This window comes from Streptomyces sp. KMM 9044 (assembly GCF_024701375.2).
Lineage (GTDB): Bacteria > Actinomycetota > Actinomycetes > Streptomycetales > Streptomycetaceae > Streptomyces.
Genome location: NZ_CP113910.1, coordinates 7,109,409 through 7,126,680, shown reverse-complemented (window position 1 = coordinate 7,126,680; position 17,272 = coordinate 7,109,409). Strand labels below are relative to the sequence as shown.

The following is a 17,272-nucleotide window of genomic DNA, read 5'->3' as shown; positions in this document are numbered from 1 at the left end:
CCGCCCCGCGCCGGCATCCGCGCCAGAGGGTCTATCGTGTCGCCATGTCCGTCCCCGAACTGATCCGTGTCGTCTCCCGCGACTCACCCATGGCGCTCGCCCAGGTGGAGCGTGTCCGGGCCGAGTTGACCGACGCCCTGCCCGGTGTGCGCACCGAGGTCGTCCCCGTGCGGACCACCGGCGACAAGTGGCTGGGCGATCTGTCGCAGGTGGAGGGCAAGGGAGCGTTCACCAAGGAGGTCGACGCCGCGCTGCTGGCCGGCGAGGCGGACCTCGCGGTGCACTGCGTCAAGGACGTGCCCGCCGACCGCCCGCTCCCCGCGGGCACCGTGTTCGCCGCGTTCCTGGAGCGGGACGACGTCCGTGACGCCCTCGTGCACCTGGACGGACTCACCCTGGACGAGTTGCCGGCGGGGGCCAGGATCGGCACCTCCTCGGTGCGCCGCGTCGCGCAGCTGGCCACCTCCCATCCGCACCTCGAGTGCGTCCCGTTCCGCGGCAATGCCAACCGGCGGCTGGCGAAGCTCGCCGCCGGTGAGGCGGACGCGCTACTGCTCGCGGTCTCCGGTCTGGAGCGCATCGACCGCCGCGACGTGATCAGCGAGGTCCTCTCCCCCGAGACGATGATGCCGCCCGTCGGCGCGGGCATCCTCGCGCTCCAGTGCCGCCAGGACGACACGTCCCTCATCGACGCGGTCAGCGTCCTCGGCCATCCGGGCACGCATCGGGAGGCCACCGCCGAGCGCATGTTCCTGCATGTGCTGCAGGGACACTGCAACAGCCCGATCGCCGGGTACGCGCAGACCGACCGGAGCGGCGAACTGTCTCTGCGGGCCTGTGTCTTCACCCCGGACGGCAAGGTGCGGCTGAACGCCCACGAGTGGGCCGGCCGGCTGGACCCGGCGACACTCGGCACCTCGGTCGCCGTTGCCCTGCTGCGTCAGGGCGCCCGCGAGATCATCGACGGCATCCCACACTGACGCCGGTTCAGGCGCTGCCCTCCTCGGCCTGCTCCTGGAGGAACACGCCGATCTGCTGCGCGAGGCCTTCCCGGACCCCGCCCGACGGGGTCCCGGCGGCCCCCTCGTGCGCGCCGATGCCGCCGGACCACAGGCGACGGCCGGTCCACTCCTCGTCGACCCGCAGCTGCACCTGCACGTCGACATGGCTCAGGGACGCCTCGGGGGCGGCCGCGTAGAGCACGGCGGTGGCGCGGCGCAGCGGATAGACGTCGAATCCCTCGATGAACTGCGAGTTGCGCCAGTCGAGGAAGGCGCTCTCCCCCTCAGGACCGATCCGTACGTCGATCTGGCCGTCCTCGAGATGAATTCCGATGTTCCGCTCGCCGCGGTTCTCCACGGTCACGCGAACGCTGAAGTACGCCAGCCCTCCAGCGGCGTCGTCCCGTCCCCGGGGCGGCTCTCCCGATTCCAGACGGTGGACGCGAACCCGCAGGCCGGCATGTTCGTCGTACTCCTGCCAGTCCCCGACCACGTTCGGCTCGTACACGGTGCACCCTCTCGACTTCTGTCGCTGCTTCCTATCTGTGGGCTCTGCGCGCTGTCAAATGAGCGGAATACGCCGTGGTCAGGCACTTCGTCCCCGGCAGCCGCCGATCAAGCGCTGCGCTGGCACGATCCGCCGGACCTGCCGCACCGGGCCGCGCGGCGGCGTGCCGCACATCACGTCGTCCACGGTGATCGCCGCGCCCGGCCCGGCGATCACCGGGCCGAAGCGGGCGCGGCCCGTACCGCCGCTCCGCGGCGCGTTCCCACCGGCGCCATGTTCCCGGCCGCCCTCCGGAATTTCACGCACCGAATTCCCTCGATTCCACAACATGCGATTCCTGGAATCCCGGGACCGCTCCCCGCGCAGAATTCGGGAAACCGTTTCATCGTGTCGGCGCGGGGGAATGGGAGATTCAGTGCTTCGGACCGGAGGCACGACCGTGGGAACCGGCTCGCCGCCCCGGGTCTCCTCCGTGTGGTCCGAGTCCGCGCTCCCACGGTGCCCGTCCACCCGGCACCTGCTCAGGGAGGTGCGCGACATGCGTATCGCCGGCAGCACCACGAAGCCGCATCCCCACCACGACGCCCCGGACACCGCCCAGGACTTCGTCCGCCTCGCCCGGCTCCCGGAGGGCCCCGAGCGCAAGGCACTGCGGGACGGGCTCGTCCGTTCCTGGCTGCCCATGGCCGAGCGGATCGCCGTCCGCTTCCGCGGGCGCGGTGAGGCGCTGGAGGATCTGTACCAGGTGGCGGCCCTGGGCCTGGTCAAGGCCGTCGACCACTACGATCCGGCGCGCGGCACCGCCTTCGAGGCGTACGCTGTACCGACCGTCACCGGGGAGGTCAAGCGCCACTTCCGTGACCACATGTGGACCCTGCACGTGCCGCGCCGGGTCCAGGACCTGCGCAACCGGGTGCGGCACGCCGCCAAGGAACTGGCGCAGACCGCTCCCGGCCGGGCCCCGACGACCGCCGAGATCGCCGCGTACGCGCAGCTCACCGAGGACGAGGTGCGCACCGGTACGGAGGCCCTGGAGTGCTTCACCGCGCTGTCGCTGGAGGCGGAGATGCCGGGCACGGACGGGTACGCGCTCGGGGACTCGCTCGGCGGCCCGGACCCCGCCTACGACACGGTCGTCGACCGGGTGGCGGTCCGTCCCTGCCTCGAGGCGCTTCCGGAGCGCGAGCGGCTCATCCTCTACCTGCGGTTCTTCCGGGGCATGACGCAGAGCAGCATCGCGGAACTGCTCGGTATCTCGCAGATGCATGTGTCCCGGCTGCTCAGCAGTTGTTTCGCCCAGGTGCGCGAGGAACTGCGGACGGAGTCCGGCTGAACCGGTCCAGGGTCCTCTCCAGCTCCACCCGGATTCCAGGCGGCAGCACACCGGTGCGTCCCCAGGCCACGATCGTCCCGGCGATGTCGCGGAGCTTGACGTTGGTGTGCTGGGAGACCTCCCTCAGTACCGTCCACCCCTGGTCGGGCGACACCCTCCCGAGGACGACGATCACACCGATCGCCTGGTCCACCACCGCGTGCGAGACGACCGCCTCCTTCAACTGCTGCACCTCTTCCTCCAGCTGAAGAATCCGGTCCGCTTCCCCGTCCGTGGGCATGGTCACCTCCGGGTCCGGTGTACCTCTCCCGCTCCGCCCGCACCCGTGTCCTGGGGCCTTCGGCGGGTGTCCGGCTCCTCCATCGTCGTCACTCGTCCCGTCCTGTGCCACCGGGGGTGTCCGCGGGCCGCCTCCACGTGGGTCCGGGTACCACCGCCGGGGTACTCGGCAGGCGCCCGGAGCACTACAGGCCGGACACTGGAGTCCACGGGTGCCTGCCAGGCCGACGAGATCAGCGATCGGGACGCGACTGTGACGAACCACGACATGCCCTCCCCCTCCGGTGCGACGGACGTCTTCTCGACGCGCTCCGTGTACGGGACGCCCTGCTGGGTGAGTCTGACCAGCCGCGACCTCGGCACGACCGAGGAGTTCTACGGAGCCGTCCTCGGCTGGCGGTGGCGCCCGGCCCGGCTGGGCGAGCGGTTCCGGCTCGCCCTGAAGGACGGCACGCCGGTGGCGGGCGTCGCCGCGGTCGCCGACATGTGGCGGATGGCCGTGGCCTGGACCCCGTACTTCGCCGCGCGCAGTGCGGACGAGGCGGTGTCGCGGGTGCAGGAACGCGGCGGCACGCTGGCGGTCGGCCCGATCTCGCTGCCCCCCGGGCGCGCGGCGCTGCTGGCCGACCGGGACGGTGCGACCTTCGGGGTGTGGGAGGGCGAGCTGTCCACCGGCTGGCTCAGCTGGCAGCGCTCCCAGCCCTCCTTCATCAGGCTGCACACCCGGGACGCCCTGGACGCCGCCATCTTCTACGGCGAGGTCTTCGACTGGGGTGCGACGGGGGAGAGCCGCACGGAGGTCGTCTACGAGGGCGACGAGGTGGTGCTGCGCGGGGACGAGCAGGTACTCGCCTGCATCCGGTCGGGAGCGCTGGGATCGGCGCCCGATCCCACGATCCGGCCGCACTGGCAGGTGCACTTCACCGTGACGGACGTCGACGTCTGTGCCGACGCCGCCGAACGGCACGGGGGCAGTGTGGTGGCCCTGCGCGACGACGAGGCCGTGCTGTGTGACAACGAGGGCGCCCTGTTCACGGTGACCGCCCGCCGCGGCCGCTGACCCTCGCGGCCGGACGTCCGCGGTCCTCCCGGGTGCCCCTCCCCGGGAGGACCGCGGGTCCCTCACTTACCGGTCCGCGACGGCCGGGACAGCAGCACCAGGCTGCGCGAGCCCACGGTCAGCCCCGCACCGGCCTTGTACTCCGATTCGTCGGGGACGCCGGCCGGGTCGGCGGTGTCGATCAGCGCCGTCCAGCGCTCGCCGTAGGCAGTGGCCGGAAGGCGGAAGTCCACCGGCTCCCAATGGCTGTTGAGTAGCAGCAGGAAGGAGTCGTCAACCAGGCGCCGGCCCCGCGGGTCCGGTTCGGCGATGGCGTCGCCGTTGAGGAAGACACCGACGCTGTGCGCGTCCGAGCGCCGCCAGTCGGCGTCGGTCATCTCCTCGGCGTCCGGCAGCAGCCACACCAGGTCGGGCAGGCCTCGGCCCGCGCGGGAGGCCGGCTCGCCGTGGAAGAAGCGACGGCGCCGCAGCACGGGGTGGGCGATCCGCAGGGAGATGACCCGCCGGGTGAAGTGCAGCAGGGCGCGCTGCTCCTCGGTCAGCTTCCAGTCTATCCAGGAGATCTCGTTGTCCTGGCAGTAGGCGTTGTTGTTGCCGTGCTGGCTGCGGCCTACTTCGTCGCCGTGCGAGAGCATCGGGATGCCCTGGGAAAGGAGCAGCGTGGCAAGGAAGTTCCGCTGTCGGCGGGCCCGCAGTTCGAGCACGGACGGGTCGTCGGTGTCGCCCTCCGCCCCGCTGTTCCAGGACCGGTTGTGGCTCTCACCGTCCCGGTTGCCCTCGCCGTTGGCCGTGTTGTGCTTGTCGTTGTACGAGACGAGGTCGCGCAGGGTGAAACCGTCGTGCGCGGTGACGAAGTTGACGCTGGCACGGGGCCGTCGCCTGCTGTGCGCGTACAGGTCGGAGGAACCGGTGAGGCGGGAGGCGAACTCACCGAGCGTGTGCGGCTCGGTGCGCCAGAAGTCCCGTACCGCATCCCGGTACTTGCCGTTCCACTCCGACCACAGCTGCGGGAAGTTGCCCACCTGGTAGCCGCCCTCGCCGACGTCCCACGGTTCGGCGATGAGTTTGACGCGGCTGATCACGGGGTCCTGCTGAATGAGGTCGAAGAACGCGGAGAGCCGGTCCACTTCGTGGAACTGCCGGGCCAGTGTGGCCGCGAGGTCGAAGCGGAAGCCGTCGACATGCATCTCGGTGACCCAGTACCGCAGCGAGTCCATGATCAGCTGGAGTACGTAGGGGTGGCGCATCAGCAGGCTGTTGCCGGTACCGGTGGTGTCGTAGTAGTGCGACCAGTCGCCGTCCACCAGCCGGTAGTACGCGGAGTTGTCGATGCCGCGGAAGGAGAGGGTGGGGCCCTTCTCGTTGCCCTCGGCGGTGTGGTTGTAGACGACGTCCAGGATGACCTCGAGCCCCGCCGCGTGCAGGCTCCGGACCATTGTCCTGAACTCGGTGACCTGCTGTCCGCGGGTGCCGTGTGCGGCGTAGGCGTTGTGCGGGGCGAAGTAGCCGATGGTGTTGTAGCCCCAGTAGTTGGCCAGGCCCCGGCTCTGCAGCACACCGTCCTGGACGAACTGGTGCACCGGCATCAGCTCCACCGCGGTGACGCCCAGCGAGGTCAGATGGTCGACCACCGCCGGGTGCGCCAGTCCGGCGTAGGTGCCGCGCAGTTCGGCCGGGACGTCCGGGTGGGTGCGGGTCATGCCCTTGACGTGGGCCTCGTAGATCACCGTGTCGGCGTACGGACGGCCGGGGCGGTTGTCGTCGCCCCAGTCGAACGCCGGGTCGGTCACCACGCCCAGCATGGTGTGTCCGGCGCTGTCGGCCGGGTCGGGGCCGTCGGACCGGCGCTCGTAGAGCGAGGGGTCGTTGTCGATCTGCCCGTCGACGGCCGTGGCATACGGGTCGAGGAGCAGCTTCGCCGGGTTGCAGCGGTGCCCTGCGGCCGGTGCCCACGGCCCGTGCACCCGGTAGCCGTAGCGCTGGCCCGGGCCGACGCCGGGCAGGTAGCCGTGCCACACGAAGCCGTCGGCCTCGGTCAGCGGGACGGCGGTGTGGCGGCCGAAGTCGTCCACCAGGACGAGTTCGACGCCTTCGGCGACCTCGCTGAACAGCGCGAAGTTGGTGCCCTCGCCGTCGTGGACCGCACCCAGCGGATAGGGGCGCCCGCTCCACGCGGGCGCCCCTTGCCTGTTGTTCCTCCGGGTCACCGGGCTGCCTCCAGGAGGCCTGCGGGAGTACGCACCAGGCCGGCCACCTGGGCGACGGTGACCACGCGGGGCAGGTCCAGGCCCTCGCTCGCCCTCGGGTCCGGCGCGGTCGGCACGAGCGGGACGCGTTCATCGGCGCGGGCCCGCTGCGAGAACCAGATGACCTTGCTGCCGGTCGCGGTGGCGCAGCAGCCCCAGCCGTCGCTGCTGGCGGCGATGTGCTCCAGGCAGCCGCGCAGTTCCTGGTCGGGGCGCAGAGCACGGTCGTACTCCCCAACGGCGGTGATGAGGTGCTGGCCGTTCCACCACATCTCGATCGACGTGCTCTTGTCGGTGGCGTGCTCGTCGATGGCGCGCAGCAGCATCTCCGTGCCGCGGCAGACGGGTTCCATCAGGTTCTCCAGGTCCCAGTGCCGGAGGTGGGCGGCCAGAATGCGACTGACCTGTTCCACGCGCTCCGGGCCGACTTCCACGTCGAGGTGGTAGTAGCAGGGCACTGCGGTCTTCATCGTCGTTGGCTCCTCACCGCGAAGCTCCCGATTTCCCCTCGCCCTTGCGGGACGAGCCCCGAACACGAAATGTGAGCGGTTGGCGCTTCTGGGTCACCATCAGCGTGACCGGGTTGGTCCATCCGTGCAACACGAGCGCATGACCGGGGCGACCGATGTACCGGATGGGCGCAGTTCGCACCGGCCGCGGACACCATCCGGCCCGGCCCACCGGACCAAGGCCCAACAGGACGCACGGTTACTGATCATGCACCATGTGTGAAGACCCCTCGACCGCCGTCGCGGGACCGCGCCCTCCGCGCGCACGGCCGCCGCCCGGCCTCCGGAAGGAACGTCTCCCCAACGAGCCACGGAAAGGTGAACGGCGTCATGCTGCTACCCGCCAGAGCCGAAGTCGCCCAGCGGTTGCGTCGCTACCGGGCCTGGGAACGCGTGATGCTCGCCGCCCCCACCGACCGCACGGTACGGGCGACGTTCGAGGACTCGGGCTACACCCTCTGTGTGCTGACGGGCAAGCGCTGCGCACGGGAGGCGGCCGACGCTGCCGAACGGTACCTGCGCACCGGTCTCCCCACTTACCTGCAGGAACGGAACGACCGGCCCCGTCCGGTGACGGGCGACCGGCCTCGCCCGGCCACCGCGGTCAGGCGTGGTCCGCCGACGGTCGAGCGGCGGTCCCCGGCGGAAGGGTAAAGGACCTTCCCGCCTCCATTTCGTCCCACGAGCGGGCCCGGCCCGGCGTCGAGCACGGCGGAGGTACAGACCCATGAAGGCGACCAGGGCCACCGGACGCATCCCCGTGCGGGATGTCCGGCCGGCCGTCGAATGCGGCAGACGGCCGGCGAAGGCGGTCGTCGGGGAGTCGTTCGAGGTGTCGGCGACCGTGTTCCGCGAGGGGCACGACGCGGTGGCCGCCAGTGTCGTCCTGACCGACCCCGGGGGCCGGCGGGGGCCGTTCACGCCGATGCGGGAGCTGGCACCCGGCACCGACCGGTGGGGGGCGACCGTCACCGCAGGGGGGACGGGGCACTGGACGTACACCGTGGAGGCGTGGAGCGATCCGGTCGCCACCTGGCGGCACCACGCGCGGATCAAGATTCCGGCGGGTATGGACACCGGTCTGGTGCTGGAGGAGGGCGCCCGGCTGTACGAGAAGGCGGCGGCCGGGGTCCCGGAACCGGACCGCCGTGCCGTGCTCCTCGCCGCCGTGGACGCGCTGCGCGACGAGCGGCGTCCGGCGTCGTCCCGGCTGGCGGCGGGGTTGACGCCGGAGGTGGACGCGGTGCTGGCCCGCCACCCGCTGCGGGAGCTGGTCACCGGCAGTGAGCCACTGCCGCTGCTGGTGGAGCGCGAGCGCGCCCTGTTCGGCTCCTGGTACGAGTTCTTCCCCCGCTCCGAGGGCACCGCGGACGAACCGCACGGCACCTTCCGCACCGCAGCCCGCCGGCTGCCCGCGATCGCCGCGATGGGCTTCGACGTCGTCTACCTCCCCCCGATCCATCCCATCGGCACCACCTTCCGCAAGGGCCCCGACAACACCCTCGACGCCGGCCCCGGGGACGTCGGTGTCCCCTGGGCCATCGGCTCCCCCGAGGGCGGCCACGACAGCGTCCACCCCCGGCTGGGCACCCTCGAGGACTTCACCTGGTTCGTCGGACAGGCGGCCCGCCACGGACTCGAGATCGCCCTGGACTTCGCCCTCCAGTGCTCCCCCGACCACCCCTGGGTCCACAAACACCCCCAGTGGTTCCACCACCGCCCCGACGGCACCATCGCCCACGCGGAGAACCCGCCGAAGAAGTACCAGGACATCTACCCGGTCGCCTTCGACGCGGACATGGACGGCCTGATCACCGAAACCTGCCGGGTGCTGCGGCACTGGATGGCAGCAGGGGTGCGGATCTTCCGCGTCGACAACCCGCACACCAAACCGGTGGTGTTCTGGGAACGGGTCATCGCCGACGTCAACCGCACCGACCCCGACGTCATCTTCCTGGCCGAGGCCTTCACCCGCCCCGCGATGATGCACACCCTCGCCGCCATCGGCTTCCAGCAGTCCTACACCTACTTCACCTGGCGCACCACCAAACAGGAACTGACCGACTACCTCACCGAACTCTCGCAGGACGCCGCCTCCTACATGCGGCCCAACTTCTTCACCAACACCCCCGACATCCTGCACGCCTACCTCCAGCACGGCGGCCGGCCCGCCTTCGAGGCCCGCGCCGTCCTCGCCGCCACCCTCTCCCCCGCCTGGGGCATCTACAGCGGCTACGAACTCTGCGAGAACACCCCCCTGCACGACGGCAGCGAGGAATACCTCCACTCCGAGAAGTACCAGCTCACCCCCCGCGACTGGGACACCGCCGAACAGACGGGCCGCACCATCACCCCCTCATCACCCGCCTCAACACCATCCGGCGGGAGCACCCCTCACTGCGGGCGCTGCGAAACCTCCGCTTCCACCACACCGACAACGACGCGGTCATCGCGTACAGCAAACGCAGAGGACCGGATGCCGTGCTGGTGGTCGTCAATCTCGACCCCCACCACACCCAGGAGGCCACGGTCTCGTTGGACATGCCGCAACTCGGCCTGGACTGGCACGAGTCGGTACCGGTGCGCGACGAGCTCACCGGCGAGACCCATCACTGGGGCAGGGCCAACTACGTACGCCTGGAGCCGGGGCGGGCTCCCGCGCATGTCCTGCACGTCCAGCGACCGCCCGCCGCACAGCGAACCGGAGGGTCAGGAGCGTCATGACTGTCAACGAACCCGTACCGGACACCTTCGAGGACACCCCGGCGCAGGACCGCGACCCGGACTGGTTCAAACGAGCCGTCTTCTACGAGGTCCTCGTCCGCTCCTTCCAGGACAGCAACGGCGACGGCATCGGCGACCTGAAGGGGCTGACCGCCAAGCTCGACTATCTGCAGTGGCTCGGCGTCGACTGCCTCTGGCTGCCTCCCTTCTTCAAGTCGCCGCTGCGCGACGGCGGTTACGACGTCGCCGACTACACCGCCGTCCTGCCCGACTTCGGCGACCTCGCCGACTTCGTGGAGTTCGTGGACGCCGCCCACCAGCGGGGCATGCGCGTGATCATCGACTTCGTCATGAACCACACCAGCGACCAGCACCCGTGGTTCCAGGAGTCCCGCCGGAACCCGGACGGCCCCTACGGCGACTACTACGTGTGGGCGGAAGACGACAGACAGTACCAGGACGCGCGGATCATCTTCGTCGACACCGAGGCCTCCAACTGGACGTACGACCAGGTCCGCGGACAGTACTACTGGCACCGCTTCTTCTCGCACCAGCCGGACCTCAACTACGACAACCCGGCCGTGCAGGAAGAGATGATCTCCGCGCTGAAATTCTGGCTGGACCTGGGCATCGACGGTTTCCGGCTGGACGCGGTGCCGTACCTCTACCAGGAGGAAGGCACCAACTGCGAGAACCTGCCGGCCACACACACCTTCCTCAGGCAGGTACGCAAGGAGATCGACGCCCACTATCCGGACACCGTGGTCCTCGCCGAGGCGAACCAGTGGCCGGAAGACGTGGTCGACTACTTCGGCGACTACGCCGTCGGCGGCGACGAATGCCACATGGCCTTCCACTTCCCGCTCATGCCCCGCATCTTCATGGCCGTACGCCGCGAGTCCCGCCACCCCGTCTCCGAGATCCTCGCCAAGACCCCCGCCATCCCCTCCGGCTGCCAGTGGGGCATCTTCCTGCGCAACCACGACGAGCTGACCCTGGAAATGGTCACCGACGAGGAACGCGACTACATGTGGGCCGAGTACGCCAAGGACCCCCGCATGCGCGCCAACATCGGCATCCGCCGCCGCCTCGCCCCGCTCCTGGACAACGACCGCAACCAGATCGAACTCTTCAACGCCCTGCTGCTGTCCCTGCCCGGCTCGCCGATCCTCTACTACGGCGACGAGATCGGCATGGGCGACAACATCTGGCTCGGCGACCGCGACGCCGTCCGCACCCCCATGCAGTGGACCCCCGACCGCAACGCCGGCTTCTCCTCCTGCGACCCCGGCCGCCTGTTCCTGCCCACCATCATGGACCCGGTCTACGGCTACCAGGTCACCAACGTCGAGGCATCCATGGCGTCGCCGTCCTCACTGCTGCACTGGACCCGCCGGATGATCGAGATCCGCAAGCAGAACCCCGCCTTCGGCCTCGGCACCTACACCGAACTCCCCTCCTCCAACCCCGCCGTCCTCGCCTTCCTCCGGGAGTACGAGGACGACCTGGTCCTCTGCGTCAACAACTTCTCCCGCTTCGCACAGCCCACCGAACTCGACCTGAGCGCCTTCGAGGGCCGCCATCCGGTCGAACTGTCCGGCGGGGTGCGCTTCCCGGCCGTGGGAGCACTGCCGTATCTGCTCACCCTCGGAGGGCACGGCTTCTACTGGTTCCGGCTCATCCGAGCCGCATCCCGCACCGGCCGCCGACTGTGACCGTGCGCCGACGAGAGGAGGCGTCCACATGACGAAGACCGCATTCCTGCGCCCGCGAAGCGCGACCGTCAAACCCACGGAGTCGTTCGCCGGACTGCTGCGCGAGTGGCTGCCGGAGCAGCGCTGGTTCGCCGGCAAGGACCGACCTGTCACCGACCTCCATGTGCTGTCGATGACGGAGCTGTTCCCGGGTTGTCTCCATCTGCTGGTCCACGCCGGCCACGGCGGCGTGCCCTCCCCCGGGAACACGCCCTGGGCCGGTGACTGCTATCAGCTCCTCCTCGGCGTACGGGAGCACCCGTCGCCGCACCTGGGCCGGGCGGTCATCGGCAGGGTGCGGGAGGGCGGACCGCTGGCCGGGCGCACGGTCCACGACGCGCTCCACGACCCGCGGTCGGCGCAGCTGCTGCTGGAACGGCTGCGGCACCCCCAAGTGGTGGGCCCGCTGCGGTTCGAGGGCGACGCGGCCCAGCGGGTGCCGGCCGGGCTGGTGCCGCGGCTGCTGGATGCCGAGCAGTCCAACTCCTCTCTGGTGTACGGCGACGAGTTCATCCTGAAGCTCTTCCGGCGGATCCAGCCCGGGGTCAACCCGGATCTGGAGGTGCCGGGCGCGCTGGCCCGGCAGGGCTGCCACCGGGTGCCCGCTCCGGTGGCCTGGCTGCGCACCACGCATCCGTTCAAGGCGACGCTCGGTGTACTCCAGCCGTTCCTGCGCGACGCCTCCGACGGCTGGACGCTGGCCCTGGAGGCGCTGGCCGCCGGTGACGACTTCACCGCGCAGTCGCACGCCCTCGGCCGGGCCACGGCGGATGTGCACCTGGCGCTCGCCTCGGCTTTTCTCGTCGGCAGACCCGGGGAGAGCGGGCTGACGTCGGAGGGGATGACCGAGCGTCTGACGGCCGCCGTGCACTCCGTACCCGTGCTCCAGCCGTACGTGCCCGGTCTGAAGGCGGCGTTCGCCGCGTTCGCGACCTGTGATCCCGGGCCCCCCGCCCAGCGCATCCACGGCGACCTGCACCTCGGGCAGGTGCTGCGGGCCGGACGCGACTGGTTCGTCATCGACTTCGAGGGCGAACCGTCCCGGCCGCTCTCCGAACGGCGCAGCACCCACTCCCCCCTGCGGGACATCGCCGGGATGCTGCGCTCGTTCGACTACGCCGCCCGCCAGCGCCGTCCCTGGCGCCCGGAGTGGGCGCGCCGCTGTCGCGAGGCCTACTGCGCGGGCTACGCGGCCCGCGCCGGCTGGGACCCGCGCAAGAAGCACGGTCTGCTCCGCGCCTATGAGACGGACCGGGCCGTGTACGAGGTGCTGTACGAGGCCCGGCACCGACCCGACTGGCTGCCCGTACCCATGGCGGCGATCGAGCGCCTCGCCGTGAGAGGAGACTGAAGCCGTGGCCCTGCATGACACCCCGCTGCCCGAGTCGGCCGGGTCCGTCCCGTCCGCCCCGAGGACACTCGGAACCGCCCCTGCCCTCGATCCCGACGACCGGGGGCGCCTGCTGGCGGGCGCCCACCACGATCCGCACGTGCTGCTCGGTGCCCACCCGGTGCCGGGCGGCATCGCCTTCCGGGCACTGCGGCCGTTCGCGCGCACGGTGAGTGTGGTCACCGGCGGCCGGCACACCCCGCTCGCCTCGGAGGGAGACGGTCTCTTCTCCGGGGTGCTGCCGCTGGACGCGGTCCCCGCGTACACGCTGGCGGTGGCGTACGGCGACGAGGACGCCGTCGAGGTGCACGATCCGTACCGGATGCTGCCCTCGCTCGGCGAACTCGATCTGCACCTGATCGGCGAGGGACGCCACGAGGAGCTGTGGACGGCGCTCGGCGCGCACCCCATGACCCACCAGGGCGTGCGGGGCACCCGCTTCACCGTATGGGCGCCGAACGCGCAGGGCGTCCGGGTCGCCGGCGACTTCACCTGTTGGGACGGCACGGCGTTCCCGATGCGCTCGCTCGGCTCGTCCGGCGTGTGGGAACTGTTCCTGCCGGGGATCGAAGAGGGCGCCCGCTACAAGTTCGAGGTGCATTCCCGGTACGGCCATCGGATGCTCAAGGCCGACCCGATGGCGCGCCTCGCGGAGGAACCGCCGAACACCGCGTCGGTCGTGACGGTCTCGCACTACACGTGGGAGGACGCCGCGTGGATGAAGCGCCGCATTCAAGTGCCCCCGCACAGGGCACCGTTCTCGGTGTACGAGGTCCATCTTCCGTCCTGGCGGCCGGGGCTGACGTATCGCGAGCTCGCCGAGGCGCTGCCGGCCTATGTCCAGGACCTCGGCTTCACCCATGTCGAGCTGATGCCGGTCGCCGAGCATCCTTACGGCCCGTCCTGGGGCTATCAGGTCACCGGTTTCTACGCGCCCACGGCCCGCCTCGGCACCCCGGACGACTTCAGGTACCTGGTCGACGCCCTGCACCGGGCCGGCATCGGCGTGATCATGGACTGGGTGCCGGCGCATTTCCCGAAGGACGACTGGGCGCTGGCCCGGTTCGACGGGGACCCGCTGTACGAGCCGGGGGACTCCCGGCGGGCGGAGCACCCGGACTGGGGGACGTACACGTTCGACTTCGCCCGGACCGAGGTGCGCAACTTCCTGGTCGCCAACGCCGTGTACTGGTGCGAGGAGTTCCACATCGACGGGCTGCGCGTGGACGCCGTCGCCTCGATGCTGTACCTCGACTACTCGCGGGACTCCGGCCAGTGGGAGCCCAACGCGCACGGTGGCCGGGAGGACCTGGCGGCCATGGAGTTCCTCCAGGAAATGAACGCGACCCTGTACCGGCGGTGCCCGGGTGTGGTGACGATCGCGGAGGAGTCGACCGCGTGGGGCGGGGTGACCCGGCCCACCGACACCGGCGGCCTGGGGTTCGGGCTGAAGTGGAACATGGGCTGGATGCACGACTCGCTGGAGTACATGAGCCACGAGCCGGTGCACCGCAGGTACCACCACCACGGGATGACGTTCTCGATGGTGTACGCCTACAGCGAGAACTACGTGCTGCCGATCTCGCACGACGAGGTCGTGCACGGCAAGCGGTCACTGGTCTCGAAGATGCCCGGCGACTGGTGGCAGCGGCGTGCGAACACCCGGGCCTATCTCGGCTTCATGTGGGCCCACCCCGGCAAGCAGCTGCTTTTCATGGGACAGGAGTTCGCACAGGGAGCGGAGTGGTCGCAGGAGCGGGGCCCGGAGTGGTGGCTGCTGGACGACGCGTACCACGCCGCGGGCGACCACCGCGGCGTGCAGGACCTGGTGCGCGATCTCAACGCCCGCTACCGGGAGACGGAAGCGCTGTGGCAGCGGGACACCGATCCGGGCGGGTTCCGCTGGGTGGCGGTGGACGCGGCCGAGGACAACGTGTTCGCGTTCCTGCGGTACGACACCGGAGGCCGTCCGCTGCTCTCGGTGTCGAACTTCTCCCCCGTCGTCCGGCACGACTACCGGCTCGGGGTCTCAGACGACGTGATCGCCTGGCGGGAGGTCCTCAACACGGATGCGGCCCGGTACGGCGGCGGTGACGTCACCAACCCGGACCCGGTCAAACCCGAGGACAGCAGCGTCGGCATCACCCTTCCGCCTCTCGCGACGGTGTGGCTGGTGCCGCACGGCCGGTGAGGCCCGGCAGCCCTCGCTCCCTCCGCCCCGTACCCGCGCCCGGACGGCAGCCGACGCGGGTACGGCGCGCACGGGCGGAACGCTGGAAGGAAAGCCGCGGGCGGGAGATACGGGCGGAATGTACGGGCAGGGGCGGGCCGCCAGAGCAATGTGATCATCAGTACGGCCACAGTTCCGGCGATCCGGCCCCGGAAGGCCCGGGCTCGGCTAGATTCAAGCACCGCCGATGACTCTGCTCGTCGGCCGAGTCACAGCCCGTACATGTCAGGAGCAGTACATGCGCGACCTCGCTCTCGCTCCGCAGGCCGCCTCACCCCTGACGGGCGGCCTCGCGGACAGTCTCTTCGAGACGGCGGCCGAGAGCCCGAATCTGCCGATGCTCGCCCGCCGCGCCGATCCGGCCTCCGCGTCCTGGAAGGAGGTCACCGCGCTGGAGTTCCGCGACCAGGTCGTCGACCTGGCCAAAGGACTGGTCGCCTCCGGGCTGTCCCCGGGCCACCGGGTGGCGATCATGGCGCGGACCCGTTATGAGTGGACGGTCCTGTGCTACGCGCTGTGGACCGTGGGCGCGGAGGTCGTCCCCATCTATCCGACCTCGTCGCGGGAGCAGGTGGAGTGGATCCTCAGGGACTCCGGCTGCGTGGCGGTGGTGGTCGAGGACGAGCAGGGCGTGATGACCGTCGGTTCCGTGTGCGCCGCGCTGCCACGGCTGCGGCACGTCTGGCAACTGGACTCGGGTGCGCTGGAACAGTTGGTGACGCGCGGCGAGTACATACCGCCGGCCACGGTGGACTCGCTGCGCCGGATCGTGCTGCCGGACTCCACGGCCGTGGTCGCCTACACGTCCGGTACCTCGGGACAGGCGAGGGGATGCGCGCTGAGCCACCGCAGTCTGGCCGCCCCGTGCGACGTCCTGCTGGAGGGCTGGGCCCATACGGCGGCGGAGCCGGGTGAGCAGGCCGTGGTCCTCGCCTTCCTGCCGTTCTCCCACGTGTACGGACTGATGATCCAGGGCCTGTGCGTACGCGGCGGCCTGCTGATGGGGCACGAGCCCGATCTCGGCTCGGAGGCCCTGTCCTCGGCGCTGCGCACCCTGCGGCCCACCTATCTGTACGCGGTCCCCTCCCTGCTTGAGAAGATCTACAAGAACTTCCTGCGCGCCTCCCAACAGGCGGGCCGCGGTGCCCTGTTCGAACGGGCCGCCGACACGGCGCGCGACTTCGCCGCCGCCGTGGAGCGGCAGCGGCTGGGCCGGGGCTCGGGGCCCGGCTTCGACCTGCGGCTCCAGCACGCCCTGTACGAGCGGACGGTGTACCGCAGGCTGCGGGCCGCGCTGGGCGGCCGGGTACGCAGGGCCACCTCGGGCGGCTCGACGCTCAGCCGCGACCTGTCCCTCTTCTACGAGGGCATCGGCATCTACGTCCACGACGGCTACGGGCTCACCGAGACCGGCGGCGGTGTGACGATGCAGCCACTTGGCCGGGAGAAGTCCGGCACCGTCGGGCTGGCGCTGCCGGGCAGCGAGATCCGGGTCGCCGACGACGGGGAGATCCTGGTGCGTGGGCCGTCGGTGTTCCAGGGGTACGTGGGTGACGAGGCCGCCACCCTGACCGCGCTGGCCGGCGGCTGGCTGGCCACGGGGGACATCGGCCGGGTGGACTCGGAGGGCTATCTGACGATCACCGGCCGCAAGAAGGACATCATCATCACCAGCAGCGGCAAGAGTGTCGCACCGTCGGCCCTGGAGCAGCGGCTGCGGATGCACCCGCTCGTCCACCAGGCGGTCGTGGTGGGGGACGACCGGCCCTGTGTGGGGGCGCTGATCACGCTGGACCCGGACTTCCTGGCGCACTGGCGGGCGGCGCTGGCCCTGCCGGGCGACGCCGCGACACGGGAGGCCCGGGAGGAGAACGCGTTGCGCGAGGAGGTCGCGCGGGCGGTCGCCGCGGCGAACAGCAGTGTGTCGCGTCCGGAGTCGATCCGGGTGTTCCGGGTGCTGCCGGAGCCGTTCGACGTGACCAACGGTCTGCTGACGCCGTCGATGAAGCTGCGCCGGGACGAGATCGTGCAGCGGTACGCGCTGGAGATCGACGCGATGTACCACTCCCGTTCGCGTCCGGAGCCGGAGGAGCCGTCGGTCTGGGACGACTCGGACAACGTCTTCCGCTGACCGCCCGGGGTGACCTGCCCGTCACCCCTCGCTCACCCGCGGATACGGGCGCGTAGGGTCCCGCGGCCCGGGAACCCACAGACAGGAGGAAGAAAGAACGGACCGCG

12 protein-coding genes and 1 pseudogene are annotated in these 17,272 nt (G+C 70.7%); 9 read left to right on the top strand and 4 right to left on the bottom strand.

Features of this window, described 5'->3' with window-relative positions; genetic code table 11:
* Positions 1–44 precede the first annotated feature (44 nt).
* A complete protein-coding gene (gene hemC, locus HUV60_RS32050; protein WP_257853555.1) occupies positions 45–980 on the top strand; it encodes a hydroxymethylbilane synthase in 936 nt (311 codons plus the stop codon).
* Positions 981–987: 7 nt separating this feature from the next.
* On the opposite strand, the gene HUV60_RS32045 is transcribed toward hemC, so the two are convergent.
* Positions 988–1,509 carry a hypothetical protein gene (locus HUV60_RS32045; protein WP_257853553.1) on the bottom strand — a complete coding sequence of 174 codons (522 nt, stop codon included), beginning with the start codon at positions 1,507–1,509 and terminating at the stop codon, positions 988–990.
* A 538-nt stretch (positions 1,510–2,047) separates the two neighbouring features.
* Here HUV60_RS32045 and HUV60_RS32040 point away from each other — a divergent pair.
* Positions 2,048–2,842, top strand: a complete 795-nt coding sequence (locus HUV60_RS32040) for a SigB/SigF/SigG family RNA polymerase sigma factor (protein WP_257853551.1) — start codon at positions 2,048–2,050, stop codon at positions 2,840–2,842.
* On the opposite strand, the gene HUV60_RS32035 is transcribed toward HUV60_RS32040, so the two are convergent.
* Positions 2,790–3,122: an ANTAR domain-containing protein gene (locus HUV60_RS32035; RefSeq protein ID WP_443047472.1), complete on the bottom strand. Its 333-nt coding sequence runs from the start codon at positions 3,120–3,122 to the stop codon at positions 2,790–2,792. The two genes, HUV60_RS32040 and HUV60_RS32035, sit on opposite strands and share 53 nt — an antisense overlap.
* A gap of 267 nt (positions 3,123–3,389) precedes the next feature.
* On the opposite strand from HUV60_RS32035, the gene HUV60_RS32030 reads away from it, so the two are divergent.
* Positions 3,390–4,181: a VOC family protein gene (locus HUV60_RS32030; RefSeq protein ID WP_257853548.1), complete on the top strand. Its 792-nt coding sequence runs from the start codon at positions 3,390–3,392 to the stop codon at positions 4,179–4,181.
* Positions 4,182–4,243: 62 nt separating this feature from the next.
* Here HUV60_RS32030 and glgX read toward each other — a convergent pair whose 3' ends face one another.
* Positions 4,244–6,388 carry a glycogen debranching protein GlgX gene (gene glgX, locus HUV60_RS32025; protein WP_257853546.1) on the bottom strand — a complete coding sequence of 715 codons (2,145 nt, stop codon included), beginning with the start codon at positions 6,386–6,388 and terminating at the stop codon, positions 4,244–4,246.
* Positions 6,385–6,897 (bottom strand): pep a2, encoded by a 513-nt coding sequence (locus HUV60_RS32020; protein WP_257853545.1) that lies wholly within the window; start codon positions 6,895–6,897, stop codon positions 6,385–6,387. The genes glgX and HUV60_RS32020 overlap by 4 nt, the downstream gene beginning before the upstream one ends.
* 369 nt (positions 6,898–7,266) lie before the next feature.
* Between HUV60_RS32020 and HUV60_RS32015 the strand changes: the two genes are divergently transcribed.
* The 6 genes and pseudogenes from HUV60_RS32015 (at position 7,267) to HUV60_RS31990 (ending at position 17,165) form a co-directional block, all read left to right on the top strand.
* Positions 7,267–7,590, top strand: coding sequence for a DUF5133 domain-containing protein (locus tag HUV60_RS32015; RefSeq protein ID WP_257853543.1), 324 nt, complete (start codon positions 7,267–7,269; stop codon positions 7,588–7,590).
* Between the two features lie 73 nt (positions 7,591–7,663).
* A pseudogene (locus tag HUV60_RS32010) lies at positions 7,664–9,660 on the top strand (alpha-1,4-glucan--maltose-1-phosphate maltosyltransferase).
* Entirely contained in the window at positions 9,657–11,375 is a 1,719-nt protein-coding gene (gene treS, locus HUV60_RS32005) for a maltose alpha-D-glucosyltransferase (protein WP_257853541.1), read from the top strand. Before HUV60_RS32010 ends, treS begins: the two are co-directional and overlap by 4 nt.
* A 28-nt stretch (positions 11,376–11,403) precedes the next feature.
* Positions 11,404–12,765, top strand: coding sequence for a maltokinase N-terminal cap-like domain-containing protein (locus HUV60_RS32000; RefSeq protein ID WP_257853540.1), 1,362 nt, complete (start codon positions 11,404–11,406; stop codon positions 12,763–12,765).
* Positions 12,766–12,769: 4 nt separating this feature from the next.
* Complete coding sequence (gene glgB, locus HUV60_RS31995) at positions 12,770–14,995, top strand: 1,4-alpha-glucan branching enzyme (RefSeq protein WP_257853538.1); 2,226 nt, start codon at positions 12,770–12,772, stop codon at positions 14,993–14,995.
* A gap of 277 nt (positions 14,996–15,272) precedes the next feature.
* On the top strand, positions 15,273–17,165 hold the full coding sequence (locus HUV60_RS31990; protein WP_257853536.1) for an AMP-dependent synthetase/ligase: 1,893 nt from the start codon (positions 15,273–15,275) through the stop codon (positions 17,163–17,165).
* Positions 17,166–17,272: the final 107 nt, after the last annotated feature.